We start from the raw sequence: 25990 nt of genomic DNA, 5'->3' as shown, positions 1-25990 counted from the left end.
GGTTCGATTCATCTCTATTTTGCGAATTTCATAATAAATACTGTTTTTTGGCGCTAGATCACAGGCGTCATTTTCAGTAGGTTATACAGAGTTTGTTACTGTTTTATTTTATTGAGGTAACACTGACCTCTCTCGAGAGTGCGCGCATGCCTCGTGCGAACATTGATAAACCATCATCATAATTACAGATGGAAGGGAACATTATGCGAATTGGCATACCAAGAGAACGGTTAACCAATGAAACCCGCGTTGCAGCCACGCCGAAGACGGTTGAGCAGCTGCTTAAGTTAGGTTTCAGCGTCGCGGTTGAAAGCGGTGCAGGTCAACTGGCGAGTTTTGACGATAAGGCGTTTGTACAAGCAGGCGCAGAAATTGTTGATGGAAATGCAGTCTGGCAGTCAGAGATCATCCTGAAGGTCAATGCGCCGGAGGAGGCGGAAATTCCGTTACTCAATCCGGGCACGACGCTGGTGAGCTTTCTTTGGCCCGCGCAAAACCCTGAACTGTTGCAAAAGCTTGCAGAGCGAAACGTGACAGTTATGGCGATGGACTCCGTGCCGCGTATTTCGCGCGCACAGTCGCTGGATGCTTTGAGCTCAATGGCGAACATCGCCGGGTATCGCGCTATTGTTGAAGCTGCACATGAATTCGGTCGCTTCTTCACCGGCCAGATCACCGCCGCAGGCAAGGTTCCACCTGCCAAGGTCATGGTGATTGGTGCGGGTGTGGCAGGTCTTGCGGCGATCGGTGCGGCAAACAGCCTGGGCGCTATCGTGCGTGCTTTTGATACCCGTCCGGAAGTGAAGGAACAAGTGCAGAGTATGGGCGCCGAGTTCCTTGAACTGGACTTTAAAGAAGAAGCGGGCAGCGGTGATGGCTATGCCAAAGTGATGTCCGAGGCGTTCATCAAAGCCGAAATGGAACTCTTCGCTGCACAGGCGAAAGACGTCGACATTATTGTTACCACTGCGCTGATCCCGGGCAAACCGGCCCCGAAACTGATCACCCGTGAAATGGTCGATTCGATGAAAGCGGGCAGCGTAATTGTCGATCTTGCCGCGCAAAACGGCGGTAACTGCGAATATACCGTGCCTAATCAGGTGACAACCACCGAGAACGGGGTGAAGGTTATCGGCTATACCGACCTGCCTGGCCGTTTGCCAACGCAATCTTCCCAGCTTTACGGCACCAACCTCGTCAACCTGCTCAAACTGTTGTGCAAAGAGAAAGACGGCAATATCACCGTCGATTTTGACGACGTGGTTGTTCGCGGTGTCACGGTGGTTCGCGAGGGTGAAATCACCTGGCCTGCGCCACCTATCCAGGTTTCTGCTCAGCCGCAGGCTGCGCAAAAAGCCGCACCTGCACCGAAAGAAGAGAAAAAACCTGTCTCTCCGTGGCGCAAATATGCACTGATGGCGCTGGTGGTGATTTTGTTTGGCTGGCTCGCTGACGTTGCGCCGAAAGAGTTCCTTGGTCACTTTACGGTGTTCGCGCTTTCCTGCGTGGTGGGTTACTACGTGGTCTGGAATGTGTCACATGCGTTGCATACTCCGTTGATGTCTGTGACTAACGCCATCTCAGGGATTATCGTGGTTGGGGCGTTATTGCAAATTGGCCAGGGTGGCTGGGTGAGTTTCCTGAGCTTTATCGCGGTGCTTATTGCCAGCATTAATATTTTCGGTGGCTTCACCGTGACTCAGCGCATGCTGAAAATGTTCCGGAAAAACTAAGGGGTAACATATGTCTGGAGGATTAGTTACAGCTGCATACATTGTTGCCGCTATCCTGTTTATTTTTAGTCTGGCGGGGCTTTCGAAACACGAAACCTCTCAGCAGGGTAACAACTACGGTATCGCCGGGATGGCGATTGCGCTGATTGCCACGATTTTTGGCCCGGATACCGGCAACGTTGCGTGGATCCTGGTGGCGATGATCATCGGCGGCGCGATTGGTATTCGTCTGGCGAAAAAAGTTGAGATGACCGAGATGCCGGAGCTGGTGGCAATTCTGCACAGCTTCGTTGGTCTGGCAGCGGTACTGGTGGGTTTCAACAGCTACCTGTATCACGACACGGGCCTGGAGCCGATTCTGGTGAACATTCACCTGACGGAAGTGTTCCTGGGTATCTTCATCGGTGCGGTAACCTTTACCGGTTCTGTGGTGGCCTTTGGCAAACTGCGCGGCAAGATCTCCTCTAAACCGCTGATGCTGCCGAATCGTCACAAAATGAATCTGGCGGCGCTGGTTGTTTCTTTCCTGCTGCTGGTGGTATTTGTCCGTACCGAAAGCGTGGGCCTGCAGGTTCTGGCGCTGCTGGTGATGACCATAATTGCACTGGCTTTTGGCTGGCATCTGGTGGCCTCCATCGGTGGTGCGGATATGCCGGTGGTCGTTTCAATGCTCAACTCCTATTCAGGATGGGCGGCGGCGGCGGCGGGCTTTATGCTGAGCAACGATCTGCTGATCGTTACCGGTGCGCTGGTCGGTTCTTCTGGTGCGATCCTGTCTTACATTATGTGTAAGGCGATGAACCGTTCATTTTTCAGCGTTATTGCAGGTGGCTTTGGTTCTGACGGTTCTTCTACTGGATCAGATGAAGAAGTCGGTGAGCACCGTGAGATTACTGCGGAAGACACAGCAGAAATGCTGAAGAACTCGCACTCCGTGATCATCACCCCGGGCTACGGCATGGCAGTGGCTCAGGCACAGTATCCGGTCGCGGAAATCACTGAGAAACTGCGCGCACGCGGCATCAAAGTGCGCTTCGGTATTCACCCGGTAGCAGGGCGTTTGCCCGGTCATATGAACGTACTGCTGGCGGAAGCCAAAGTCCCTTATGACATCGTGCTGGAAATGGACGAGATCAACGATGATTTCGCTGATACCGATACCGTGCTGGTGATTGGTGCCAACGATACGGTAAACCCGGCGGCGCAGGATGACCCGAACAGCCCGATCGCCGGTATGCCGGTGCTCGAAGTATGGAAAGCGCAGAACGTCATCGTGTTCAAACGTTCGATGAACACGGGCTATGCTGGTGTGCAGAACCCGCTGTTCTTTAAAGAAAACACTCATATGCTGTTTGGCGATGCCAAAGCCAGCGTGGATGCGATTCTGAAAGCGTTGTAATCGTCAGTGAAAACTAAGACGGCCTCTGCGGAGGCCGTTTTGCATTTTACTCTTTGTTGAGATCGCTCAGTAACACCGCAATGCTTTGACCGCCAATGGTTTGCTCTAGCGCGATTTTCACAATGATGGTTAGCGGAACAGAAAGCAGCATCCCAACAGGGCCGAGCAGCCAGCCCCAGAAGATTAACGACAAAAAAACCACCAGCGTAGATAGTCCAAGTCCACGCCCCATGATCCGCGGCTCGAGGATATTCCCGAATACCAGGTTGATGACCAGATAGCCTGCCAGAACCACCAGCGCATCGTAAAGGCCGCTAAATACCAGCACCTGAGCAATAGGGGGAATGGCCGCCAATACCGAACCGATATTAGGGATGTAGTTCAGGGCGAAGGCCAGTAATCCCCAGACAAAGGCAAAGCGCACATCCAATGCAGCAAGCATGCCCCAGGCGACCAATCCGGTCACAATGCTGATTGCCGTTTTAAGCACCAGATAGTGAGAGACGCTGTCGATGGCGCGTTGAATCGCCGCCATACCTTCAATGGGGCGACTCATCATTTGTTTTAGTTTGTTGGGCAGTTGCGGTACTTCCAGCAGCATAAAAACTACCGTCAGTAGCAGTAAAAAGATCGATGACATAGCATTCGAAAGCTGCGCCAGCAAATTGGTCACCAGCGTCATTGCCGCGTTTGGATCGATATATTTGACGAGCTCATCCACGGAAACGCCGATCCCTGCGCGTTGTAACCATGGTTCAAGATTTTTTAGTGGAATAACCAGTGAAGAGCGATATTGCGGTAGCGTACGCGCAAGCTCATTTAAGGATGTGCCTAAATACGCTAACAGCAGTACCATTAGCATTACAATAATAACGATGAGCAATGACACCGCAAATACGCGCGGTATGCGAAGCTTGACCATCCGCTGCACCACGGGGTTCAGCACAACGGCTATAAATAACGCCAGAATAAAGGGGACGATGATATCTGCGGCAAAGCGAATGCCGCTCAGGATGATAACCAGCATGCCCAGCATAATGACTATTTTTAGACCGTTAAGCGTGATGATCGGTTTCGCCATGTGTATTCCTGCGTTTTTGATTTTTGAATCTGAATAATAGTGTGATTTGCGTCGAGCCGTTATAACAAAAATCAAACGGGGCAGGTAAAGAAGTGAAAAGACTTTGAGTTCGTATTGAAGCTATGATACAAATCATCTGTGTTTAACTACCGAGGACAATTATCATCCGCGATGATGAGAAGCAACACTGCGGATAATTGTAATATTATGGACAATATGTTCAGGATGTTTTTGCGTTTACCTTCACTTCTTCGTACCTCTTCCACTTTCTTGCTTGCGGGTGAGCAACACTGGCGCAACGCGCTTTAGTCCCTTCTTCTGCCTGAGCTGGCGCTGTGCGCTGAGCTAACTAATTTTATTTTTTGGTTTACTGCATGCAGTAGGCCCAAAGGACTATATTCTCAAGCAGGAGAAGCATCATGTTTTACTGGATATTATTAGGTCTGGCCATCGCGGCTGAAATTACTGGTACGCTTTCAATGAAATGGGCAAGCGTCGGCCATGGTAATTCGGGCTTTATTTTAATGCTGGTAATGATCGCCTTATCGTATATTTTTCTCAGTTTTGCCGTTAAAAAAATTGCCCTTGGTGTGGCCTATGCCCTGTGGGAAGGGATCGGTATTTTATTTATTACGCTGTTTAGCGTTCTGTTATTTGACGAAACCTTGTCCACATTGAAGGTGGCAGGACTGGCTTCACTGGTGGTCGGCATTGTGCTGATTAAATCCGGCACCCGAAAGCCTGTTAAACCGGGCAAAGAGGTGACCCATGCAACAGTTTGAATGGGTTCACGGTGCCTGGCTGGGTATGGCCATCGTGCTGGAAATCGTCGCTAACGTCTTTTTGAAATTTTCCGATGGTTTTCGCCGCAAGATTTATGGCGTGCTGTCGTTAGCTGCCGTGTTAGCAGCCTTTAGCGCGCTGTCGCAGGCGGTAAAAGGTATTGACCTTTCTGTTGCCTACGCCTTGTGGGGCGGATTCGGTATTGCCGCGACGTTAGCGGCAGGTTGGGTGCTGTTTGGTCAGCGCCTGAATAATAAGGGCTGGATCGGCGTGATACTGCTGCTGGCCGGAATGATAATGATAAAACTTGCCTGATATCCATGCTGCCCGTTAATGCGGGCAGCATGTGTTATTCCTGCGCTAACGCTTCCAGCTTCTCGCGAAAACCGGTCACGGATATGGCGCGATTATCTGCCCGCCAGCGATCTTTGGCTGCTGGAGCGGAGCTTTGCACACCAATCAACTGCCAGCCAGACTCTGTCTGCAACATCAATGGCGAACCGCTGTCGCCCGGGAGCGTGTCGCACTGGTGTGACAAGACGGTATTCTGCGCCCAGCCGGTCACCACACAATCCTGATGTGTGTACAGGTCGTCCAGATGATCTTCCGGATAGCCCGACTGCGTGACTTTACGATCTGCAGTTTTTAGCGCCGCGGTTAACGCGTCCTTGTCGCCATCAAACAGTGGCAGCGGTGTGATGCCAGACGGCGGATTACGCAGCACCACCAGACCAAAATCCCACGGGGCTGCGGCAGGCGGTACTATCCAGCCATCACCATCGGCTTTTAAACGTTTGGCAAGTGAGGGCGCAACCCGGCCTTCAATGTCGTGGATTTCATAGCGCCAGAGACCCTTTTTAGACACGAAGCGCAATGCGACGGCTTTGTCCGGCTTACCTTTCGGGGGGGTGAGTAAACAGTGTCCGGCCGTCAGGGCCAGATGTGGCGAAATGAGCGTGGCGGTACACAGGTTACCGCTGGCGGTTTCCAGTTGCCCGATAGCGTCCCACGGCGATTGTGTAGGGTCAGTCACCTTTATGCGATCGTCATGACCAAAAAACAGCGTTTTTATATTTTCTGCTTCAGCGCTGTCCGTTGCAGGCTTGTCCGCATGTGCAACGACAGGAAGTAAACAAAGTGAACCCAGTAATACAGCAATGGTTTTATGCATATCACGCTCTGGTGGGGAATTATGATTATTAACAGCAAACCCTCAGTTAATACTATAGACGGGACGACGTGAAAGTGGGAGTAAAATCAGATAACTACATTCAGGCAAGATAAAAACGCATGGCGATGATGGCGCAAATTATCAGCGTAATAAGAATTAACTCAAAGCGGTAATGTGACACCATTTTACCCTCCGAAAAGGCGGCGCTACATCAGGTCGATCTAGCGCCGTATGCTATGGCGTGGGGGACGCCATAGTGACTACAAATGCGTTATGCTGCAGGTTGAGCTGCTGGTTTAGCAGTGTCGTGTTTTACTGCTTTTTTGGTGTGTTTTTTAGCGGCCTGAGCTTTCTGCTCTGGCGCTTTTTGTTCTGCAGCTGGTTTGGTTGCAGCTTTTTTGGTGTGTTTTTTAGCAGCCTGAGCTTTCTGCTCTGGTGCTTTCTGTTCTACAGCCGGTTTTGTGGTGGATTTTTTAGCGTGTTTCTTGGCAGCCTGTGCTTTCTGCGGCGCTGCTTTGTGCTGTTTTTTATGATGCGTAGTTTTTGCCGGTGCAGCTTTAGTGGTTGCTGCAGCAGCCGGAGCGGTTGTAGCAGTTGTTTCAGCAGCAAATGCAGCAGAAGACAGACCCATAGCAGCGGCAACAACCAGAGCTAATACTTTTTTCATTCTCATACCCTCGATTTGGTTTTTCATTCAACCCCACTGCGGGGCCGTTGAAATAACTATATCGCTGTAATCACAGGGCTTCCGTGAGTCATTGGTATCGGCGTGTAACGATATGTACAATGACTCACGGTATGAGATTACAAATAGCGGGCTTCCAGGTGGGCGCGGAAATAACGGCTGCTAAGCGGCTCTCCGGTGGCCTGGGTAATAAGCTGTTCAGTGGTGAAACGGCTGCCATGCTGCCAGATGTTCTGAAGTAACCAGTCAAACAGGGGACCAAACTCACCTTGCGCAATAGACTGATTCAAATCAGGTAATGCGTGGTTAGCGGCACTGAACAACTGCGCCGCATACATAGCGCCCAAGGTATAGGAAGGGAAGTAGCCAAAGCCGCCGTCGGTCCAGTGAATATCCTGCATACAACCGTTACGATAGTTTCCGATCGTTGACAGCCCCAGCCAGGCCTGCATTTTCTCATTCCACAATGCCGGGATATCATCTACTTCAATATCGCCATTAATGAGCGCACGTTCGATTTCATAACGCAGGATCACGTGAGCGGGATAACTCACCTCGTCGGCATCAACACGGATAAACCCGGGTTTGACCTGCTGGTTCCAGGCGATGAAATTGCTTTCTTCAAATGCAGCCTGATCGCCAAAGTAGCGCGTTACAGCAGGAATTAACCGTGTCAGAAAGGCTTTACTGCGTCCCAGTTGCATCTCAAAGAACAGACTCTGGGACTCATGAATGGCAGTTGAGCGTGCCAGAGCGATAGGTTGCCCTGACCAGTTACGCGGAAGATTTTGCTCATAGCGGGCGTGACCGGTTTCATGGATCACGCCAAACAGCGCACTGAGTAATTCGTTTTCATCATAGCGGGTGGTAATGCGAACATCTTCTGGTACGCCGCCACAGAAGGGATGTGCACTGATATCCAGCCGACCAGCGGTAAAGTCAAAACCTAGCTGTGCCATTGTTTCAAGACCCAACTCTCGCTGTACAGCTGTTGGGAAGGGGCCTACCGGGGCGATGAGCGACTGTTGAGACTGCTTTGCCACTACCTTGTTTAGCAAGTCGGGTAGCCAGCTTTTAACGTCCGCGAAAAGGTTGTCCAACTGCGCGCTGGTCATTCCCGGTTCAAAGATGTCCAGTAACGCGTCATACGGCGAACAACCTTTAGCTTCTGCGCGCAGTCGGGCTTCTTCGCGGCTATACTTCACAACCTCTTTCAGGTTTTCGGAAAATCCTTCCCAGTCATTTGCCGGTCGCTGGCTACGCCAGGCATGCTCGCAGCGGCTTCCCGCAAGTGATTTTGCTTCTACCAACGATTCCGGCAACAAGGATGCCTGGTGATGCAGTCGCGACATTTCGCGCAGGTTCGCCTGTTCTACATCGTTGAGGTCTTCCTGTTGTGCTGCGGAGATCCACATTGCCACTTTCGGATCGGTTAACAGTTGGTGTTCAAGCACGCTCAGCTCGGCCAGCGCTTCGCCGCGGGCTTTGCTTCCTCCCGACGGCATCATGGTAAACATGTCCCAACTGGCGATTGCCGAGAGGTGGGAGAAGCGAGAGAGCCGCTGGAACGTGCGGGTGAGCTGATGGTAATTATCATTGTTACTCATTTTTTGTTCTCGTTCTGTTTAGGTGTGGTTAAGAAGTTTACCGTGATTCACTCACTTTTCATAAACACACCTTTATACCTGGTTTTTCGTAAAAGTTTTTTATAGCGAAAAGCCAACAGAACCACAAAACAGATGCCGTAGATAATAGGGAGCGGTGATAACACTTTTACCGACCACAGGTAATGTAGCGGTAGCAATATGGCGGTCAGGTAGACGTAGTTGTGCAATGTTTGCCAGCGTTTACCCATTTTACGCTGCGCGACTTGCGTGGAGGTCAACGTCAACAGGAATAAGATAATCCAACCGGTCATGCCCAGGGTTAGCCATGGGCGTGAAACCAGTTCACGACCCAACAATCCCAGATTTTGTATACCCAGTTCCAGCAGAGCATAGCTGGCCATATGCAGTGTGGCCCATGCAAAACACCATAAACCTAACAACCGCCGGGTACGAAATAACAAAGGTTGCTTTGCGTAGCGTGCAAGCGGGGATACCAGCAAAGTAGCAAGCAAAAACTTTAGCGCGGTAATGCCCGTAAAGTGCTGGATATCTTTTCCCGGGTCGGCACCCAACCCGCCATGCTGCGCGGCCCAAAAGAGCCATAGCAGGGGTAAAAAACCAGCGAGATGCAGCAGCACTTTCAGGCCGGTTATCTGTTTTGCGGTCAATCTCACTAAAAATACTCCCGAAGATCCATACCCCGATATAACGATGCCACCTCATCGGCATAACCATTAAAAGGTAACGTGGGCTGTCGCTGCACATCAAGAATGCCACCCGAACCGATAAACCGTTCAGTAGCCTGAGACCAACGAGGGTGATCGACCTGCGGATTTACGTTGGCGTAAAAACCGTATTCATTCGGTGCTGACATATTCCAGGTCGTCGGCGGCTGCTCACGCGTCAGCGTAATACTGACTATCGATTTAATGCCCTTGAAGCCGTACTTCCAGGGTACGGTCAGGCGTATCGGCGCCCCATTTTGCGGCGGCAATGCTTTGCCATATACGCCTACGGTCAGCAGTGTTAGCGGATGCATGGCTTCATCCAAACGCAGACCTTCAACATAGGGATATTTTAACCCACCGCCAATGAAGCGATCTTTCTGGCCGGGCATTTCATCAGGGGCGTAGCGAGTTTCAAAGGCGACGTATTTGGCGTGACTGGTTGGCTCAACCAGCGCCAATAATTTATGCAAAGGAAATCCGACCCACGGCACAACCATCGACCATGCTTCAACGCAACGCATCCGGTAAATACGCTCTTCTAACGGAAAGCGAGTGGTCAGCGCATCATGATCCAAGGTTAAAGGTTTGTTGACCTCACCGTTGATCGTCAATGTCCAGGGATCGGTTTTCAGACTACCGGCATTGGCGGCGGGATCTGCTTTATCCAGACCAAATTCATAGAAATTGTTGTAGCCCGTCACCTTCTCTTCTGGCGTCAGAGGCAGGCTGTTTTGCCAGCGCCCGGGCTTTGTAAATTCGAGCGCTTTGCCTGCGGGTGCTGGTGGACGATCGTTGCCTTTAAACCAATCCAACAAATTAGCCTGTGTAGGGGAAGACAGCGTGGCCGCCGCCGCGCCTATCCCAAGTGCTTTGAGGATTTGTCGTCGTTGCATAAAAAAAACTGATTCGGCTGTAACATCAGCTTCCCGAAGTGGACGTTTTTTCTGCATAACTTTTCCTTTTTATTTTCATGTTAAGGAAAACAAAGCGACGTTTCCCTGTTGATGCCTGGTGTGTCTATAACGACATACTGCGCGTATGCGTATCCCTGGATCCTCACGAAAAGTTAAAAATTTTGTGATAACTTCCGCCCCTTGCCTGAGGTAAGCTTTCAGCACGACGAGAGGGGGATGACACTGATGGCAGGCGCGAAAAAGATATTTTTGGTGGAAGATGACAGCGATATTGCCTCACTTTTGCAACTTAGCCTGAAGGATGAGGGTTACGAGATAGTTCATGAAGCGGACGGCACGCGAGCGCTTGAACAACTGGAGAAACACGTTTGGGATGCCGTTATCCTCGATTTGATGCTGCCGGGTGTCGACGGGCTGGAGATTTGTCGTCGCATTCGCCAAATGAGTTTTTATTTGCCCGTCATTATTATCAGCGCCCGCACCAGCGAAACGCACCGTGTATTGGGGCTGGAAATGGGGGCCGATGATTATCTGGCCAAGCCTTTCTCGGTGCTGGAGTTGATGGCTCGGGTGAAGGCGTTGTTTCGCCGTCAGGAAGCGATGAGTCAGAACCTGCGAATGGAGGCGGGGATTATCACCGTTCATGGCGTAGAGATTGACCCTTTAGCCCGGGAAGTTCGGCTGCATGGTAAATCCCTCGATTTGACACCGCGAGAATTCGATCTGCTCTATTTTTTCGCCCGTCATCCAGGCGAGGTCTTTTCGCGCCAGGCGCTGTTAGATCAGGTGTGGGGCTACCAGCATGAAGGGTATGAGCATACGGTGAACAGTCATATTAATCGTCTGCGGACCAAAATTGAAAAGGATGCTGCGGAGCCGGAAATTATTCTCACGGTTTGGGGACGAGGCTATAAGCTTGCTGCGGTTAATGCGGAGCATCAGCCATGATTTATCGCCTGTCGCTGAGCCAGCGTCTGACTCTGGTCTTTACCGCCATTATGCTGATTTGTGCGGTTGCCGTCAGTGCTGTCCAGGTTCGCAGTAGCAAACAATATGGCGACGCGATGGTGCAAAGGCTCTCGCTGGAGCTGGCGAGCAAGATTGTCAAAAGTGAGTCGCTTATTGATGCCAGCGGGCAGGTTAATCGCCAGACCTTAAAAGGATTGTTTAATCACCTGATGACGCTCAACCCCAGCGTGGAGCTGTATCTGGTTTCACCATCAGGTGAAATACTCGCTGATGCCGCACCGCCGGGGCATATCCAGCGGCAGAAAATTAGCGTGCAGCCGATTCAGGATTTCCTTAACTCAGATGCGTTGCCCGTATATGGCAACGATCCGCGCAGCAGCCAGCAAAAGGTATTCAGCGCCGCGCCGGTTTTATATAACGGTGAGCTGCATGGCTATTTGTACATTATTCTGCAGGGCGAAGATCTGAATATGTTGGCGAATACCGCCTGGCAAAAAACGCTCTGGAATACCGTGGCCTGGACGTTAATACTGGTTTTATTAGCCGGCGGAATGGCAGGTTTTCTGGTGTGGCGATGGGTGACGAATCCAGTGAAAAGGTTGACTGGGCAGGTGGTCAAACTGGAACAGGACAGCATTAGCGTCATCAAACAGCTGGCGCAAAAAAATCCCGATCCGGCCCCGGCAAATGAAATTGCGTTGTTGAACAATGCGTTTATCGAGTTAGCGCAGAAAATTGCGCAGCAGTGGGATCTATTAGCGGACAGCGATCGTCAGCGCAGAGAGTTTATAGCCAATATTTCGCACGATTTACGCACGCCGCTGACTTCATTGCTGGGGTATCTGGAAATGCTGTCGCTGAAAGCCGATACGATGACGCCGGAGGAAAACCGGCATTATCTTAGTATCGCGCTGCGCCAGGGACATAAAGTTCGTCATCTGTCACAACAGCTGTTTGAGCTGGCAAGACTGGAGCATGGCGGTATAAAACCGCAGCGTGAACGTTTTGCTATTGGTGAATTGATCCAGGATGTGGCACAGAAATTTGATCTCCCTGTTGCCACGCGTCATTTGCAGTTGCACCTTGACGTAATGGGGCCGTTACCGCTGGTGAATGCCGATTTATCAATGATAGAAAGAGTTGTGACGAATCTGCTGGATAACGCTATCCGTCATACGCCTGACGGAGGCGAAGTGCGGCTAAAAGTCTGGCGTGATGCAGACCGTTTATTAGCCGAAGTTCAGGACAGCGGGCCAGGGGTAGAAGAAGCTGTGCGAAAAGTATTGTTTCAGCGCCCGACCGCGTTAGTTCCCCGTGAGCAGAGGGCTGAGCGCGGCGGCCTGGGCTTACTAATCGTGCGTAGAATGCTCGAGCTGCATGGAGGGGATATCAGCCTGGTTAGCTCAACGGCAGGGGCCTGCTTCCGTTTTTCGTTGCCGCTGGCGGATTCTCCCCTGAGTAGTTGACGGTGAAGTTCCGGAGTAAAGAGGGTTTTGGCATTGTACCAATGGGCATTACGTAAAAGTTGGTAGGTTGTCAGTGATAATGAGAATTTTTATCATGTATCGGTAATTCATCAACTTATCTTCGATGAGCGCAAGGAGATTGTATGTCACAGGATGCCGACAACCTGTATATCGCCAGGACCAAAGCAGTAGCTGGCTGCTTTTCAATGTTTTTACTGATGTTTGGCCTCACGTTTACCCCGTTGTTTTTCCCCGCGAGTCAGGACCTGCTTGCCAAAGGGCTACTTTTCTCGCTGTTGTTTGCATTGGAATTTGTTGTGCTGGTTCCGCTGTATTACTTCTTCTTCAGAAAAAGAGAGGGGCTGGGCAAAGGCATTTTCAACGCCAGGTGGTTTACCATTTTGTTCGCGGTGCTGCTGTTTATTCAGCTTATCCTGCCATTGATTTTGGGTCTCAGACAAACCGAAGCGTGGGTGACCAGCCAAATATCCTTAAGTAGTTACGCATTGTGGTTATCTACGTTGACTCTGATATTTATTGCGCCAGTTTATGAAGAAATTGTTTTCAGAGGCTGTTTATTCAACGCGTTCCAGTACTGGTTCAATAATAAAACCTGGCTGTCGTCAGTGGTGGTATCGGTCATTTTTGCCATCATGCATACGCAGTATGTGGATCTACGGACGTTGCTGATGTTGTTTCTTGTGTCGCAGGTTTTGATCATCGCCAGACTGAAAAGCAACGGCCTGTTGATGCCGATCATGCTGCATATAGTGATGAACGGGACGGTTATTGCTCTGCAAATGGGAGCCCAGACGTTACTACCTGATTCATAAAGGCGATGCCCGGAATCCGGGCATCGGGGATTATACGTGCAGACGATGGTGCAAACGTGCGCCGACCAGCAACGCCAGCACCAGCATCAGGGCGATAAATCCGCCCACACCGTTCCAGCCATAGCTGTGCCAGAATACGCCGCCGAGCGTACCGGCAATACTGGATCCCAGATAATAGCTGAACAGATACAGGGAAGAAGCCTGGCCTTTAGCGCGTTTTGCCCGTGGTCCAATCCAGCTGCTTGCTACGGAGTGCGCGGCAAAAAAACCGGCTGAAAAGAGCAGCATCCCGGCGAAGATCAGCCATAGCGATGTGAACAGGGTCATCAACAGTCCAACCAGCATCACGCCAGTTGAAAAGAGCATTACCGGGCCACGGCCATTACGAGTGGTCATAGAACCTGCTTTTGGCGAACTCCAGGTCCCGGTCAGATACGCCACAGATAACAGACCGACAACCGCCTGGCTGAGCTCCCACGGAGAGAGCATCAGGCGGTAGCCGATGTAATTAAACAGCGTGACAAACGATCCCATCAGTAAAAAACCTTCCGCAAACAGCAGCGGCAAGCCTCTGTCGCGCCAGTGCAAGCGGAAGTTGATAAACAACGTTTTCGGGCGCAGCGACGTTGGTCTGAAATGACGAGATTCCGGCAGGATTTTCCAGAACATCAGCGCAGAGGCAAGGGCAAAACAGCCGATCGCCGCCAGCGCGATACGCCAGTTAAAAAAGTCGGTAAACACGCCGCTGATCAAGCGACCACTCATACCGCCAATCGAGTTACCGCTGATATACAAGCCCATTGAGAAGGCGACGAAACTAGGATGAATCTCTTCACTCAGATAGGTCATCCCTACCGCCGCGACCCCGCTCAGTGAAAGTCCTATCAGCGCCCGCATGATTAAAATACCGTGCCAGCTGGTCATCATTGTTGAAAGGAGCGTACAACAAGAGGCGAGCAGCAGTGCGGTAACCATCACCGGCTTGCGGCCAATAGCATCTGAAAGTGGACCGGTAAACAGTAACCCTATCGCCAGCATCGCCGTTGAAATGGAGAGCGAAATACTACTGCTGGCAGGAGAGACACCAAACTCGTGCGAAAGCACAGGCAGTATGGGTTGTACGCAATAGAGGAGGGCAAAAGTCGCCAGTCCGGCGGAAAACAGCGCCAGCGTGACACGCATAAATGGGGATGTTCCGCGTTTGATAAAACCATCCGGCGGGGTAACTATCTGTTCATCAACATCGCTTGTTGGCGCGGTATCGACAGTTGTTGTACGGCTCACTTGAAATCCTTGCTCATCCAATTACGTCTACAGGACCAGCCTTAAGAGTATGAAAATCACAATATTCTGTCTAATATATTAATAATCTCAAATAATATTTTAAAAATATGAATATCGAACTGCGTCATTTACGTTACTTTGTGGCCGTTGCCGAAGAGTTGCATTTTGGTCGGGCGGCAGCACGATTAAACATTTCGCAACCGCCGCTAAGCCAGCAGATCCAGATCCTTGAACAGCAGGTTGGCGCCCGGTTACTTGCCCGAACCAACCGTAGCGTGGCGCTGACCTCTGCCGGAAAGCAGTTTCTTGCAGACAGTCGGCAGATCCTCGGGCTGGTTAATGAAGCCGCCTCCAGGGCTGAGCGTTTGCATTTGGGAGAAGCAGGGGAATTGCGTATCGGCTTTACGTCGTCGGCGCCGTTTATCAAAGCCGTTTCAGATACGTTATCTCTGTTTCGTCAAAGCTACCCGGCAGTGCATATGCAAACCCGCGAAATGAACACACGTGAGCAAATTGCCCCGCTCAATGAAGGGACGCTGGATTTGGGACTTCTGCGCAATACGCAGCTTCCGGAAACGCTGGAGCGTGAAATCATTCTGCATGAACCACTGATGGCGATGATCCCACGCGCGCATCCGTTGGCGCAAAAACCCGTGGTCACGTTGGCCGAACTGGCGAATGAACCATTTGTCTTTTTTGATCCCCATGTGGGGACAGGGTTGTATGACGATATTCTTGGCCTGATGCGTCGCTATGGACTAAAACCGACGATTGCGCAGGAGGTTGGCGAAGCGATGACTATCATCGGGCTGGTAGCTGCAGGATTAGGGGTTTCTATACTTCCTGCTTCTTTTAAACGGGTGCAGCTATATGAAATGTGTTGGATCCCGATAGCGGAAGAAGATGCTGTCTCGGAAATGTGGTTAGTGTGGCCAAAGCATCATGAGCAAAGTCACGCCGCGCAACGTTTTCGTGAGCAGCTGCTGGCGGCCGTTCAGGCGATTAATTTAGTTTAAAAATGAGTGAAAATGTGCAGTAAATCACAAGGCTAAGTAAAAAGTTGACGGGAGCCATTGAAGTGCTTCACCATAGCCCGCAGATTATTTCGGAGCGCGAAAATAAAGGGAGTAAGTGGTGGTTGCTGATAGTCAGCCTGGGCATATCGATCAAATTAAGCAGACCAATGCTGGCGCGGTTTATCGCCTGATTGATCAGCTGGGTCCGGTATCGCGTATTGATCTCTCTCGCCTGGCGCAATTGGCGCCTGCCAGTATTACTAAAATTGTCCGCGAAATGCTCGAAGCGCACCTGGTGCAAGAGCTGGAAATCAAGGAAGCGGGCAGCCGTGGGCGTCCGGCAGTTGGGCTGGTTGTTGAAACGGAAGCCTGGCACTATTTATCCATCCGTATCAGTCGCGGCGAGATCTTTCTGGCACTACGCGATCTGAGCAGCAAACTGGTGGTAGAAGATTGCCTTGAAATGGAGCTGGTCAGTGAAACACCGCTTCTGGAACGTGTTATTACCCAGGTCGACCAGTTTTTCATCCGCCACCAACAAAAGCTGGAACGCTTAACCTCCATCGCCATCACCTTACCCGGCATTATTGATACTGAAAACGGTATCGTGCATCGCATGCCATTTTACGAAGATGTCAAAGAGATGCCGCTGGGCCAGGCGCTTGAGAACCATACTGGCGTACCGGTCTATATTCAGCATGATATTAGCGCCTGGACCATGGCTGAGGCGCTTTTCGGCGCATCGCGTGGTGCGCGTGACGTCATTCAGGTGGTGATCGATCATAACGTGGGTGCCGGGGTGATCACTGACGGTCATTTACTGCATGCAGGCAGCAGTAGCCTGGTGGAAATTGGCCATACGCAGGTGGATCCGTACGGTAAACGCTGCTACTGCGGTAACCATGGTTGTCTGGAAACGATCGCCAGCGTCGACAGCGTGCTCGAACTGGCGCAGGTGCGCTTGAAGCAGTCAATGAGTTCTTCTTTACACGGGCAACCGCTGACGGTAGACGCACTGTGTCTGGCGGCAATGCAGGGTGATTTATTGGCGAAAGATATCATTAGCGGCGTCGGGACCCACGTCGGCAGAATTCTTGCCATCATGGTGAATTTGTTCAACCCGCAAAAGATATTGATTGGGTCTCCGCTCAGTAAAGCGGCAGATATCTTGTTCCCCACCATCGCTGACAGCATTCGTCAGCAGGCACTTCCGGCTTACAGTCAGCATATAGTCGTTGAAAGTACGCAGTTTACCAATCAGGGGACGATGGCGGGGGCGGCGCTCGTTAAGGACGCGATGTATAACGGTTCTTTGTTGATTCGTCTATTACAGGGTTAACATTTTTTAACTGTTGTACGAAAAATTGCGCTATCTCAAGCTGATCCTGGTCGTCATACCTTAGACTTTCTCCACTGTTTTATTTTCCTGACTTATATTTTCAAAGCATAACGGTGGAGTTAGTGATGCTGAAGCGTTTCTTTATTACAGGTACAGACACTTCTGTTGGGAAGACCGTGGTTTCCCGCGCATTACTACAAGCGTTAGCGTCAGGGGGTAAAAGCGTTGCGGGTTACAAACCTGTAGCCAAAGGCAGCAAAGAGACGCCCGAAGGTCTGCGCAACAAAGATGCGCTGGTGCTGCAAAGCGTGTCCACTATCGAACTGCCTTACGAAGCGGTCAACCCGATTGCGCTCAGCGAAGACGAAAGTAGCGTAGCGCATAGTGGTCCGGTCAATTACACCCTGTTATCCAACGGTCTCGCAAGCCTCAGCGAAAAAGTCGATCACGTTGTCGTGGAAGGCACCGGAGGCTGGCGGAGCTTGATGAACGATCTGCGTCCGTTATCGGAATGGGTGGTGCAGGAACAACTGCCGGTGCTGATGGTGGTGGGTATCCAGGAAGGCTGTATTAATCATGCTATCCTCACCGCACAGGCGATTGCCAGCGACGGACTGCCGCTGATTGGCTGGGTCGCGAACCGAATCAACCCGGGGCTGGCACATTATGCGGAAATCATTGATGTGCTGGGTAAAAAATTACCTGCCCCGCTTATCGGTGAACTGCCTTATCTGCCTCGTGCAGAGCAGCGTGAGCTGTCGCAGTACATCCGTCTGTCAATGCTCGGCAGCGTGCTGTCGGTAGATAGAGTCGTGGCGTAACGTACGCGACAGCACCGACGCCAGGACACAGGCAATCAGTAATCCGGGGAGCAGGCGATACTCCCCGGTCATTTCACAAACCATCAAGGTCGACATTATTGGTGCATGCGTGGTAGCAGCCAGTAGCGTGGCCATCCCCGTTAAGCCCAGCAAAATAGCAATTTCATCCGAGCCCGGAAGCCATAATCCCCATACCTGACCCAGCAGCATGCCCACCGACAAGCCGACAAACAGCGTTGGCGTAAACACGCCACCTGGCGCACCGGATCCACTGCTGGCAAGCACCGCCAGTAATTTGCAGATAAAAATCCCGCTAACTACGGCCAGCAGCGGTGGCGAAAGTAAATATGACTGCACCACGCTGTAGCCATTACCCCAGACCGCAGGCGTGAGCAATGAAAGCAGGCCAACGATCAACCCACCAAGCGCCAGTTGCCACGGCGGCGAGAGTTTTAAGCGCAAAAAACCATTATGGCTGGTGGTCATCAGCCACATGAAGAGCGGTCCGCAGAAGCCAGCAGCCAAACCGGTGCTGACAATCATAACGTATTCCAGAGTATGCAATTCCCGAGACAGGTGAACGGTATACAGCAGCGCATTGCTGTCGCTAAGCAGATTGGTGGTGAGTAATGCGACTACGGCGGACACCACTACCGGTCCCAGTGATGCGAGGATCAGCGTGCCAAACAACACTTCGGCAATAAATAAACTGCCCGCCAGCGGGGCATGATAGGCTCCGGCCATACCCGCTGCGGCGCCGCAGGCAATCCATAACTTCCATTCTGTACGTGGGGTAAAGCGTTGAGCAAAGCAGGAAGCCGCCAGCGCCGCCAGTAAAATCATGGCACCTTCGCGTCCGATAGCGCTCCCGCTGGCGACAACCAGTAACGAGGCCAGCGATTTCACCAGGCTGGCACTGACGTCAAATTGTCCGTCGGTTTGTAGAGCTTCCATATAATCAGTGGGAGCCTGTGGGCGTAAACGGTTAAATTTTTGCCAGCCCCACAGTAGTAATCCTGCCGCCAGACCGCCGAGTGCAGGTGTCAGCATACGCCTTAAAGGCGAAAGGTTTGTCGCAGCGTTGACCAGACTCCCCGTGTTATTGCTCAGAAACAACCATTCGAGAAGCAGCATGGCATGACGAAATCCTGCGACGGCCAGCGCAGCAAGGACGCCAATCAACGCGGCGATCAGCAGACGGCGGAACATGGCGCGCAGGTCAGGATAAGCATGTAAATGATGCATGTGTGGCCAGAGAGGAAGTTTCAGACGTTTTATTTTGCGGCTATTTGACAACAGAAGCAAAAGCTCAGCGTGCGCAACAGGATGCACCACAGGCAGTATGCATCCTGCCTGTGACGAAATTAACGAAACAAAGGCTTATCGGCTACCGGGATCAATAACTGTGATTGCCACTGTGCCAGCGTCAGACGCGCCAACTCACCCAACGCCTGATAGAACGGGTGATCGGCTTTTTCGATAAACACATTAAGGAAGCGCGATGACCATGGGAAAAGATGCCAGGCCAGCAGCTGTTCGCACTCGGTGTGGCGTTCGTTCTCAGCAAGCCAGGCCGTCAGCAACAGTAGTGAACCAAAGTGATCTTCTGGCTCATTTTGCTGCATAGCAAACTGGATACCGTTGTCACGCATCCACTGACGCAGAGCCAGCGTGGAGTCGCCAAACAACACGTTTTCACGATCCAGCCAGACGGATCCCCAGGGCGGAGAAGGGAGCGCATAAGGGCCAACAAACAGACGTTGCCAGGCTTGCGGGAGAGACTCATCGGCCTCAGCCTGAAACTGTGCAACTAACGGCGAAAGCGTTGTCTTTTCAAGCGGCCACTGCGCCTGCCAACCATCGTTGCTTAACGCACTGACCAGTGCCGAAGCTTCGGCACTGTCTGGGGCATAGTAAAACAGCGCGCCGAGCACACGCGCTGCGGTGGAAAAGTTGTCACGTTGTGAAAAATGGGTCATGCAAACAATCCTGAACAGTGCGGGTTGCCCCGCACCCGAAAATTAACCTGCGACAGCCATTCCGACTGTCATATGTAAACCGTAAAACAAGCCGCGGCCAATGATTTCACCGGCGAGGACGGACACTAAGCCCAGCGCCAGTCCGCCGACGGACGGTTCTTTGCGACGGACAAGCGGGCATATCCAGCAGCCCAGCCCCGCAACCAGCAGGAGGATGCGCCAGACCTGCAGGCTTGCGTAGTCGGGCACCAGCGCGCCAGCGTTTTGTACCGAACTGTGGATTTCGCCGAGCGACAGTCCCTGCAGCACAACAACAGCCACGGTCACCAGCAGGGCCAGCACGCTGATACCAGCGAATCTGGCAGGGCTGCAGGAAACACCCGCAGCCCGCAGCAGCAGGGCGGCAAACAGCGGTCCACTGAGCAGCATCGTCATGAAAAACGCCAGTGTAGTATAGCCATTATACCAGGTTGGGACGGTGTCTATCTGGTAGACGTTGGTCATCGCATAGACAAATACCAGGCCCAGCAACATGCTCAACAGCAGCCAGATTTTACCTAACGTTGCGGGCATTTTACCGAGAAACGCCACCAGCCACCACAGGCCACCGACGGCGAAAAACAGCGAACCGCTGGCAATTTCGTTACTCAGCGCCGATGCGCCAATTCGGTTCAGCGAGTTAAACGCGCGCAGCGGCGAACCTAAATGCATGACTGAGGCGAGAAAGGCGATGCCCATCACCAGCCACAGAAAAAACATGCTGCGCACAATACGCTGCTTTACCGCATCGTCTTTAGTGGTTAGCCAGCCGTAGCCACTTACGATCAGCGCCCCGGCTACGCACTGGCCCAGCACCGTGAACAGTACCAGCGGCCATTCATGCCATCCATTTCCCATTTTACACCTCCTTTGGATTAGCCAGAAAACCCGTGGTATCCCCGGTCGGGCGGCAATTGGCGTTTGGTTTGATCACAATACTCGGTCTGGTGAAGTGCGCACCCGGCAGCGGGGCGACGGCTGCCAGCTCACCATGTTTTTCGCGCAGCTCATCAATGGGACCGAAGTCCAGCGCACGCAGCGGACAGGACTCGACGCAGACAGGCTTTTTGCCGTCTGCCACGCGGTCATGACAGCCATCGCACTTGGTCATATGCCCTTTGGCGGCATTGTACTGCGGTGCGCCGTACGGACAGGCCATGTGGCAGTAACGACAGCCAATACACACATCTTCATCAACGACCACAAAACCATCATCACGTTTATGCATAGCCCCGCTGGGGCAAACCTTGGTACAGGCCGGATCTTCACAGTGGTTACAGGCAATGGAGAGGTAGTAGGCGAAAACGTTCTGTCGCCAGACGCCGTTGTCTTCCTGCCAGTCACCTCCGGCGTATTCGTAAATCCGGCGGAAACTGACGTCGGGCGTGAGATCCTTGTAGTCTTTGCAGGCCAGTTCGCAGGTTTTGCATCCGGTGCAACGACTGGAATCAATAAAAAATCCATACTGAGTTGTCATGGGTTAGTCCTTAAACCTTCTCGATCTCGACCAGATTAGTGTGCTGTGGGTTGCCTTTTGCCAGCGGTGAAGGGCGCTGTGTTGTCAGCGTATTTACGCAGGCGCCATGATCAATTTTGTCGCCGGTCATATCGGCATCGTGCCATGCACCCTGGCCCATTGCGCTGACGCCGGGCAGGATCCGCGGCGTCACTTTGGCCGCAATACGTACTTCACCGCGGTCGTTAAAGACCCGCACCATATCGCCATTTGCAATACCACGCTTTTGGGCATCGACAGGGTTGATCCACACTTCCTGACGGCAGGACGCCTGCAGAACATCGATATTGCCGTAGCTGGAGTGCGTACGGGATTTGTAATGGAAGCCAAACAATTGCAGCGGAAATGCGCTGCGTTTCGGATCATCCCACCCTTCAAACGTAGAGGCGTAGACGGGAAGCGGGCTAATTACTTCGTCCTTTTGCAACTCCCAGGTGTTGGCTATTTTCGCCAGTCGACTGGAATAAATTTCAATCTTTCCGGACGGTGTTTTGAGCGGATTGGCCTGCGGATCGTCGCGGAATTTTTTATAAGCGACAAAATGCCCGTTAGGGTCTTTACGTTTATAGATCCCCATTTTTTTCAGCTCGTCATAGGAAGGCAGCGCGGGGTCTTTGGCCAGCATTTTTGCATACAAATACTGGAGCCACTGTTCCTGAGTACGGCCTTCCGTAAAGCGTTGATAGATATCATTGCCAAGGCGTTTGGCGACTTCGCTCATTATCCAGTAGATCGGTTTACGCTCGAACTTCGGTGACGTCGCGGGTTGAATAAAAATGAGGTATCCCATGTTGCCCGCATAGTCGTTAGGAATAATGTCTTCCTGTTCGACGGTCATTAAGTCCGGCAGCAGAATATCGGCATATTTGGCCGAGGATGTCATGAAGTTTTCGATGACCACTATCATTTCGCATTTCGTATCATCCTGAAGGATCTCATGCGTTTTATTGATATCTGAGTGCTGATTAGTAATGGTGTTGCCCGCGTAGTTCCAGATAAATTTAATCGGTACATCGAGCTTATCTTTCCCGCGCACGCCATCGCGGGTTGCGGTCATTTCCGGGCCACGAGCGATGGCGTCGGTCCAGCTAAAGCAGGATATCTGGGTCTTGATGGGATTCTCCGGCAGCGGCATGCGTTCAATCGTGATGGTGTAGGTTGATTCTCGTGCACCGCTATTGCCGCCGTTGATGCCAACGTTGCCGGTCAGGATAGGCAACATCGCGATCGCCCGTGAAGTCAGTTCGCCGTTAGCCTGACGTTGCGGCCCCCAGCCCTGACAAATATATACCGGTTTTGTGCTGCCGATTTCCCGAGCCAGTTTGATAATGCGATCGGCGGGGATCCCGGTGACATGCGAGGCCCATTGGGGCGTTTTAGCGATACCGTCATCGCCGTTGCCAAGTATATAGGCCTTGTAATGTCCGTTAGCGGGGGCATCGGCGGGTAGGGTTTTCTCGTCATAACCGATGCAATATGTGTCGAGGAACGCCTGGTCGACAAGATTTTCGTTAATCATAACCCAGGCAAGTCCCGCCACGAGTGCGGCATCGGTTCCCGGACGGATAGGGATCCACTCATCTTCACGACCCGCAGCGGTATCGGTATAGCGCGGATCAATGACGATCATCCGGGCATTAGATCGCTCCCGGGCCTGTTCAAGGAAGTACGTTATTCCGCCGCCGCTCATGCGCGTTTCGGCAGGATTATTGCCAAACATTACTACCAGTTTCGTGTTTTCGATGTCGGATGTGCTGTTACCGTCATTTGAGCCGTAGGTATAGGGCATTGCTGCCGCGATTTGTGCGGTGCTGTAAGTGCCGTAATGGCTCAGGAAACCGCCATAGCAGTTCATCAGGCGAGCGACCAGCGAGGCATAAGGAGAGGAGCGCGTAATGTTGCCGCCTACAATGCCTGAGGTGTAATTAATATAAACAGCTTCATTACCGTATTTCTCCACGGTATTTTTTAAACTGTCACTGATGGTATCCAGCGCTTCCTGCCAGGTTATACGTTCGAATTTTCCCTCACCACGTTTGCCTACGCGCTTCATCGGATAATTCAGGCGATCCGGATGATTGATCCGTCGGCGGATTGAACGCCCACGCAGACAGGCACGAACCTGGTGCTGACCATAAAGATCGTCTCCGGTCGTATCGGACTCCACCCATACGACTTCGTCATCTTTGACGTGGAGTTGCAGGGCACAACGGCTGCCGCAGTTCACGGAACACGCGCCCCAAACCACTTTCTCTTCAGCCGGTTGTATCGCCCGTTGTACCGCAGCGGCGGCGGTGCGCATTCCAAAAGGTAATGACAGCCCGCCTGCGGCAAGCGCCAGCGAACCGATAGCCGAGGATTTCACTAACGTCCTGCGGCTGATGCCTCCATATTGCTCAGTATCAGACATAACTCACTCCATTATAGTTATCGCTATATATTAATCTCTACAGCGAAATTAATAGCATGCTAATAATGTAGTGAGTTTACCCATTTATGAGTATGTCATCTTAATGCATATCAAACTGGAGTAACCCTCCGCGCACGGAGGGTGAGATTTATTGCGGTTCGGCGACGTGTCCGTCTTGTGCAGATGTGCTATTGGCGGGGGTGTTGCCGCTGTTGGTTCGGGTATAGAGAATTTTGTGCGTATCATTTGCACAATGTCCGACTACCAGTGAGTCAGGTTGATCGGCCTGATCGTTGGGGACAATATTCAGCGTGAAGCTGGATTCAGCAACACCATTATTGATGATGCGTTGTTCGATATCGCTTTTTACGCGTTCGCATGACGCGGGTGCCGCCAGAACCTGCGGGGAAGCGACTACCAATATGATCGCGGCAATTCCTGGTATGTATTTCATCATCAGCTCCTTTATGATCGACTTAAACTAAGATTAGCATTTCTGGTGTAAATAACTGTATTTGCTAATATGATTGAGAATTATCTTCTTATCCCGGTGAAAAATGTGAAGAAACAGACCCTGTTAGGTTTCCTGTGCGTCGTGCTGGTTGGGTGTGATAACGCCAAAGGGCTGGTTTCCTTTACGCCGGAAATGGCCAGTTTTTCCAATGAATTTGATTTCGACCCGCTGCGTGGGCCGGTGAAAGATTTCAGCCAGACGCTGCTCAATGATAAAGGTGAGGTCACTAAGCGTGTCGTTGGTACGCTGTCACAGGAAGGGTGTTTCGATACGCTTGAACTGCACGATATTGAAAACAATACCGGTATGGCGCTGGTCCTGGATGCAAACTACTACCGGGATGCCGAAACGCTGGAAAAACGGATCCGTTTACAGGGCAAATGCCAACTGGCGGAACTGCCTGCAGCAGGAGTGGTGTGGGATACCGACGATAACGGTTTTGTCGTTTCTGCCACGGGGAAAGAGATGAAGGTGCAATATAGATACGATGCGGAAGGCTACCCGCTGGGTAAAACAACCGTCAATAAGGACAATACCTTACAGGTTGATGCCAAACCGTCGGTCGATCCGTTGAAGAAGCTGGATTACACCGCGGTGAGCCTGCTCAACAATCATCCGGTAGGCAACGTCAAACAAACGTGCAAATACGATGAATACGCAAATCCGGTCAACTGCCAGCTCGTTATCGTTGACGAGAGCGTGAAGCCGGCAGTTGAACACCATTACTCAATTGAAAACACCATCGCGTACTATTAGTCAGGCTTTATTGAGCGGTAGGTTGCAGCAGGTTAGGACCTGACGTTTTATGTTCTGCCAGATACTGCTGCTGGAAGATACACATACGTATAGTGTTGCGGTATTGGCCGTTGATAAAGAATTCATGAATCAGTTCGCCTTCGACCATAAAGCCAAGTTTACGGTAGATGTGGATAGCTTTTTCGTTCTCTTTATCAACGATCAGATACAGCTTATATAAATTGAGTACGGTGAAGCCGTAATCCATCGCCAGCTTAGCAGCCCGGGAAGCCAGACCTTTGCCCTGATAATCAGGGGAAATAATGATCTGGAATTCCGCCCGTCGGTGCACATGGTTAATTTCAACCAGTTCCACGAGTCCGGCTTTTTCACCGTCGCATTCCACCACAAAGCGACGTTCGCTTTGGTCGTGAATGTGTTTGTCATACAGGTCTGACAGCTCAACAAACGCTTCGTAAGGTTCTTCAAACCAGTAACGCATTACGCTGGCGTTATTATCAAGCTGATGAACGAATCGTAAATCTTCACGCTCCAGCGGGCGCAACTTAACACTGAGGGCGCTAGTCATATCGTATCCTTTCAATATCCTTCAAAGTGCAATAATTATGGGGCAACGGTGCGGCCAGTCCGGCGATCAAGGCAGCGCAGTGTGTTAGGTTCCCAGTACGCATTAATATTAGCGCTCTGTTCGCATTTATCACGGCTATCAAAGGCTGTATCGGCTTTGTCCCACTCTTTCTCTGCACGTTTGTTGACTTTCTGGCGAAGCTGACGCGTATCGTTCCATTGTTCCTTTTCCATTGCTGCTTGTTGACGACTTTGCGCACTGTCCCCGGATTCAATGACCAGTTTACTGGTTTCAGCAAATGCGGAAGAGGTGTACACAGCCGCAGCCAGCGTCAGCATAGCCGTCAGGCACAGGCGTTTGGTCAGTGTAATTTTCATGG

The 25990-nt window shown here is 51.6% G+C and carries 28 protein-coding genes; 12 read left to right on the top strand and 16 right to left on the bottom strand.

The features are described 5' to 3' along the window. Nucleotides 1-203: 203 nt before the first annotated feature. Both pntA and pntB read left to right on the top strand, forming a co-directional pair. Nucleotides 204-1733: a Re/Si-specific NAD(P)(+) transhydrogenase subunit alpha gene (pntA, locus tag OGV98_RS09840; protein WP_016150210.1), complete on the top strand. Its 1530-nt coding sequence runs from the start codon at nucleotides 204-206 to the stop codon at nucleotides 1731-1733. Nucleotides 1734-1743: 10 nt separating this feature from the next. Beyond that, nucleotides 1744-3132, top strand: a complete 1389-nt coding sequence (gene pntB / locus OGV98_RS09835) for a Re/Si-specific NAD(P)(+) transhydrogenase subunit beta (RefSeq protein WP_032935797.1) — start codon at nucleotides 1744-1746, stop codon at nucleotides 3130-3132. A gap of 46 nt (nucleotides 3133-3178) precedes the next feature. Here pntB and OGV98_RS09830 read toward each other — a convergent pair whose 3' ends face one another. Further along, a complete protein-coding gene (locus OGV98_RS09830) occupies nucleotides 3179-4213 on the bottom strand; it encodes an AI-2E family transporter (protein ID WP_149911648.1) in 1035 nt (344 codons plus the stop codon). 138 nt (nucleotides 4214-4351) lie between these two features. Between OGV98_RS09830 and OGV98_RS23630 the strand changes: the two genes are divergently transcribed. The 3 genes from OGV98_RS23630 (at nucleotide 4352) to mdtI (ending at nucleotide 5311) form a co-directional block, all read left to right on the top strand. Next, entirely contained in the window at nucleotides 4352-4522 is a 171-nt protein-coding gene (locus OGV98_RS23630) for a protein YdgV (protein WP_085951052.1), read from the top strand. 107 nt (nucleotides 4523-4629) lie between these two features. Next, complete coding sequence (gene mdtJ / locus OGV98_RS09825; protein WP_161799268.1) at nucleotides 4630-4995, top strand: multidrug/spermidine efflux SMR transporter subunit MdtJ; 366 nt, start codon at nucleotides 4630-4632, stop codon at nucleotides 4993-4995. Then, nucleotides 4982-5311 (top strand): multidrug/spermidine efflux SMR transporter subunit MdtI, encoded by a 330-nt coding sequence (gene mdtI / locus OGV98_RS09820; RefSeq protein ID WP_003028939.1) that lies wholly within the window; start codon nucleotides 4982-4984, stop codon nucleotides 5309-5311. The genes mdtJ and mdtI overlap by 14 nt, the downstream gene beginning before the upstream one ends. Nucleotides 5312-5345: 34 nt before the next feature. Here the strand turns inward: mdtI and OGV98_RS09815 are convergent, their stop codons facing one another. From OGV98_RS09815 to msrP, 6 genes are all read right to left on the bottom strand, one after another. After that, nucleotides 5346-6167: a trypsin-like serine peptidase gene (locus OGV98_RS09815; protein WP_003836367.1), complete on the bottom strand. Its 822-nt coding sequence runs from the start codon at nucleotides 6165-6167 to the stop codon at nucleotides 5346-5348. A 100-nt stretch (nucleotides 6168-6267) separates the two neighbouring features. Then, a complete protein-coding gene (gene ydgU, locus OGV98_RS23625) occupies nucleotides 6268-6351 on the bottom strand; it encodes a small membrane protein YdgU (protein ID WP_085954017.1) in 84 nt (27 codons plus the stop codon). An 87-nt stretch (nucleotides 6352-6438) separates the two neighbouring features. Next, the gene (asr, locus tag OGV98_RS09810) at nucleotides 6439-6834 is read right to left on the bottom strand and encodes an acid resistance repetitive basic protein Asr (protein ID WP_003028934.1); all 396 of its coding nucleotides are present in this window, start codon (nucleotides 6832-6834) and stop codon (nucleotides 6439-6441) included. Nucleotides 6835-6971: 137 nt separating this feature from the next. Beyond that, nucleotides 6972-8459 (bottom strand): carboxypeptidase M32, encoded by a 1488-nt coding sequence (locus tag OGV98_RS09805; RefSeq protein WP_202580470.1) that lies wholly within the window; start codon nucleotides 8457-8459, stop codon nucleotides 6972-6974. A gap of 47 nt (nucleotides 8460-8506) precedes the next feature. Beyond that, nucleotides 8507-9133, bottom strand: coding sequence for a protein-methionine-sulfoxide reductase heme-binding subunit MsrQ (gene msrQ / locus OGV98_RS09800; protein ID WP_200018130.1), 627 nt, complete (start codon nucleotides 9131-9133; stop codon nucleotides 8507-8509). Beyond that, a complete protein-coding gene (gene msrP / locus OGV98_RS09795; protein WP_044699866.1) occupies nucleotides 9133-10137 on the bottom strand; it encodes a protein-methionine-sulfoxide reductase catalytic subunit MsrP in 1005 nt (334 codons plus the stop codon). Before msrP ends, msrQ begins: the two co-directional genes overlap by 1 nt. Before the next feature lie 189 nt (nucleotides 10138-10326). On the opposite strand from msrP, the gene OGV98_RS09790 reads away from it, so the two are divergent. The 3 genes from OGV98_RS09790 to OGV98_RS09780 all read left to right on the top strand — a co-directional run bounded on the left by OGV98_RS09790 (nucleotide 10327) and on the right by OGV98_RS09780 (nucleotide 13369). Further along, a complete protein-coding gene (locus OGV98_RS09790) occupies nucleotides 10327-11049 on the top strand; it encodes a winged helix-turn-helix domain-containing protein (protein ID WP_003028928.1) in 723 nt (240 codons plus the stop codon). Then, entirely contained in the window at nucleotides 11046-12536 is a 1491-nt protein-coding gene (locus OGV98_RS09785; RefSeq protein ID WP_149911645.1) for a sensor histidine kinase, read from the top strand. Before OGV98_RS09790 ends, OGV98_RS09785 begins: the two co-directional genes overlap by 4 nt. 143 nt (nucleotides 12537-12679) lie before the next feature. Further along, on the top strand, nucleotides 12680-13369 hold the full coding sequence (locus OGV98_RS09780; protein WP_171862743.1) for a CPBP family intramembrane glutamic endopeptidase: 690 nt from the start codon (nucleotides 12680-12682) through the stop codon (nucleotides 13367-13369). Between the two features lie 30 nt (nucleotides 13370-13399). Here OGV98_RS09780 and ynfM read toward each other — a convergent pair whose 3' ends face one another. Continuing rightward, a complete protein-coding gene (gene ynfM / locus OGV98_RS09775) occupies nucleotides 13400-14653 on the bottom strand; it encodes a multidrug efflux MFS transporter YnfM/SxtP(Kp) (protein ID WP_202580469.1) in 1254 nt (417 codons plus the stop codon). 107 nt (nucleotides 14654-14760) lie between these two features. On the opposite strand from ynfM, the gene ynfL reads away from it, so the two are divergent. From ynfL to bioD, 3 genes are all read left to right on the top strand, one after another. Continuing rightward, on the top strand, nucleotides 14761-15669 hold the full coding sequence (ynfL, locus tag OGV98_RS09770) for a multidrug efflux transcriptional activator YnfL/SxtR(Kp) (RefSeq protein WP_061549085.1): 909 nt from the start codon (nucleotides 14761-14763) through the stop codon (nucleotides 15667-15669). A 118-nt stretch (nucleotides 15670-15787) separates the two neighbouring features. Further along, on the top strand, nucleotides 15788-17008 hold the full coding sequence (gene mlc, locus OGV98_RS09765) for a sugar metabolism global transcriptional regulator Mlc (protein WP_003028923.1): 1221 nt from the start codon (nucleotides 15788-15790) through the stop codon (nucleotides 17006-17008). A gap of 125 nt (nucleotides 17009-17133) precedes the next feature. After that, entirely contained in the window at nucleotides 17134-17829 is a 696-nt protein-coding gene (gene bioD / locus OGV98_RS09760) for a dethiobiotin synthase (protein WP_003028922.1), read from the top strand. Here the strand turns inward: bioD and clcB are convergent. From clcB to OGV98_RS09730, 6 genes are all read right to left on the bottom strand, one after another. Further along, nucleotides 17785-19074 carry a voltage-gated ClC-type chloride channel ClcB gene (gene clcB, locus OGV98_RS09755; RefSeq protein WP_032941314.1) on the bottom strand — a complete coding sequence of 430 codons (1290 nt, stop codon included), beginning with the start codon at nucleotides 19072-19074 and terminating at the stop codon, nucleotides 17785-17787. The genes bioD and clcB overlap by 45 nt on opposite strands. A 119-nt stretch (nucleotides 19075-19193) precedes the next feature. Next, a complete protein-coding gene (gene dmsD, locus OGV98_RS09750) occupies nucleotides 19194-19808 on the bottom strand; it encodes a Tat proofreading chaperone DmsD (RefSeq protein WP_003028918.1) in 615 nt (204 codons plus the stop codon). Between the two features lie 42 nt (nucleotides 19809-19850). Beyond that, nucleotides 19851-20705 carry a dimethyl sulfoxide reductase anchor subunit family protein gene (locus tag OGV98_RS09745; protein WP_003843594.1) on the bottom strand — a complete coding sequence of 285 codons (855 nt, stop codon included), beginning with the start codon at nucleotides 20703-20705 and terminating at the stop codon, nucleotides 19851-19853. Between the two features lies 1 nt (nucleotide 20706). Then, nucleotides 20707-21324, bottom strand: a complete 618-nt coding sequence (locus tag OGV98_RS09740) for a DMSO/selenate family reductase complex B subunit (protein ID WP_016150219.1) — start codon at nucleotides 21322-21324, stop codon at nucleotides 20707-20709. Nucleotides 21325-21334: 10 nt separating this feature from the next. Beyond that, on the bottom strand, nucleotides 21335-23773 hold the full coding sequence (gene ynfE / locus OGV98_RS09735; protein ID WP_248890809.1) for a selenate/tellurate reductase subunit YnfE: 2439 nt from the start codon (nucleotides 23771-23773) through the stop codon (nucleotides 21335-21337). A gap of 148 nt (nucleotides 23774-23921) precedes the next feature. Then, nucleotides 23922-24230: a DUF1161 domain-containing protein gene (locus tag OGV98_RS09730; protein ID WP_088902325.1), complete on the bottom strand. Its 309-nt coding sequence runs from the start codon at nucleotides 24228-24230 to the stop codon at nucleotides 23922-23924. Nucleotides 24231-24332: 102 nt separating this feature from the next. Between OGV98_RS09730 and OGV98_RS09725 the strand changes: the two genes are divergently transcribed. Continuing rightward, nucleotides 24333-25043, top strand: coding sequence for a YnfC family lipoprotein (locus OGV98_RS09725; protein WP_003843601.1), 711 nt, complete (start codon nucleotides 24333-24335; stop codon nucleotides 25041-25043). Between the two features lie 7 nt (nucleotides 25044-25050). Here the strand turns inward: OGV98_RS09725 and speG are convergent, their stop codons facing one another. Then, entirely contained in the window at nucleotides 25051-25611 is a 561-nt protein-coding gene (gene speG / locus OGV98_RS09720) for a spermidine N1-acetyltransferase (protein ID WP_003032379.1), read from the bottom strand. Between the two features lie 35 nt (nucleotides 25612-25646). Further along, nucleotides 25647-25988, bottom strand: coding sequence for a DUF1283 family protein (locus OGV98_RS09715; protein WP_003032382.1), 342 nt, complete (start codon nucleotides 25986-25988; stop codon nucleotides 25647-25649). Nucleotides 25989-25990: the final 2 nt, after the last annotated feature.

Origin of the sequence: Citrobacter sp. Cf136, assembly GCF_030333815.1 — a bacterium.
GTDB classification, from domain to species: Bacteria; Pseudomonadota; Gammaproteobacteria; order Enterobacterales; family Enterobacteriaceae; genus Citrobacter; species Citrobacter freundii.
Note: the sequence above shows the minus strand (reverse complement) of the source record. Positions and strands in the feature narration are given on the sequence as shown.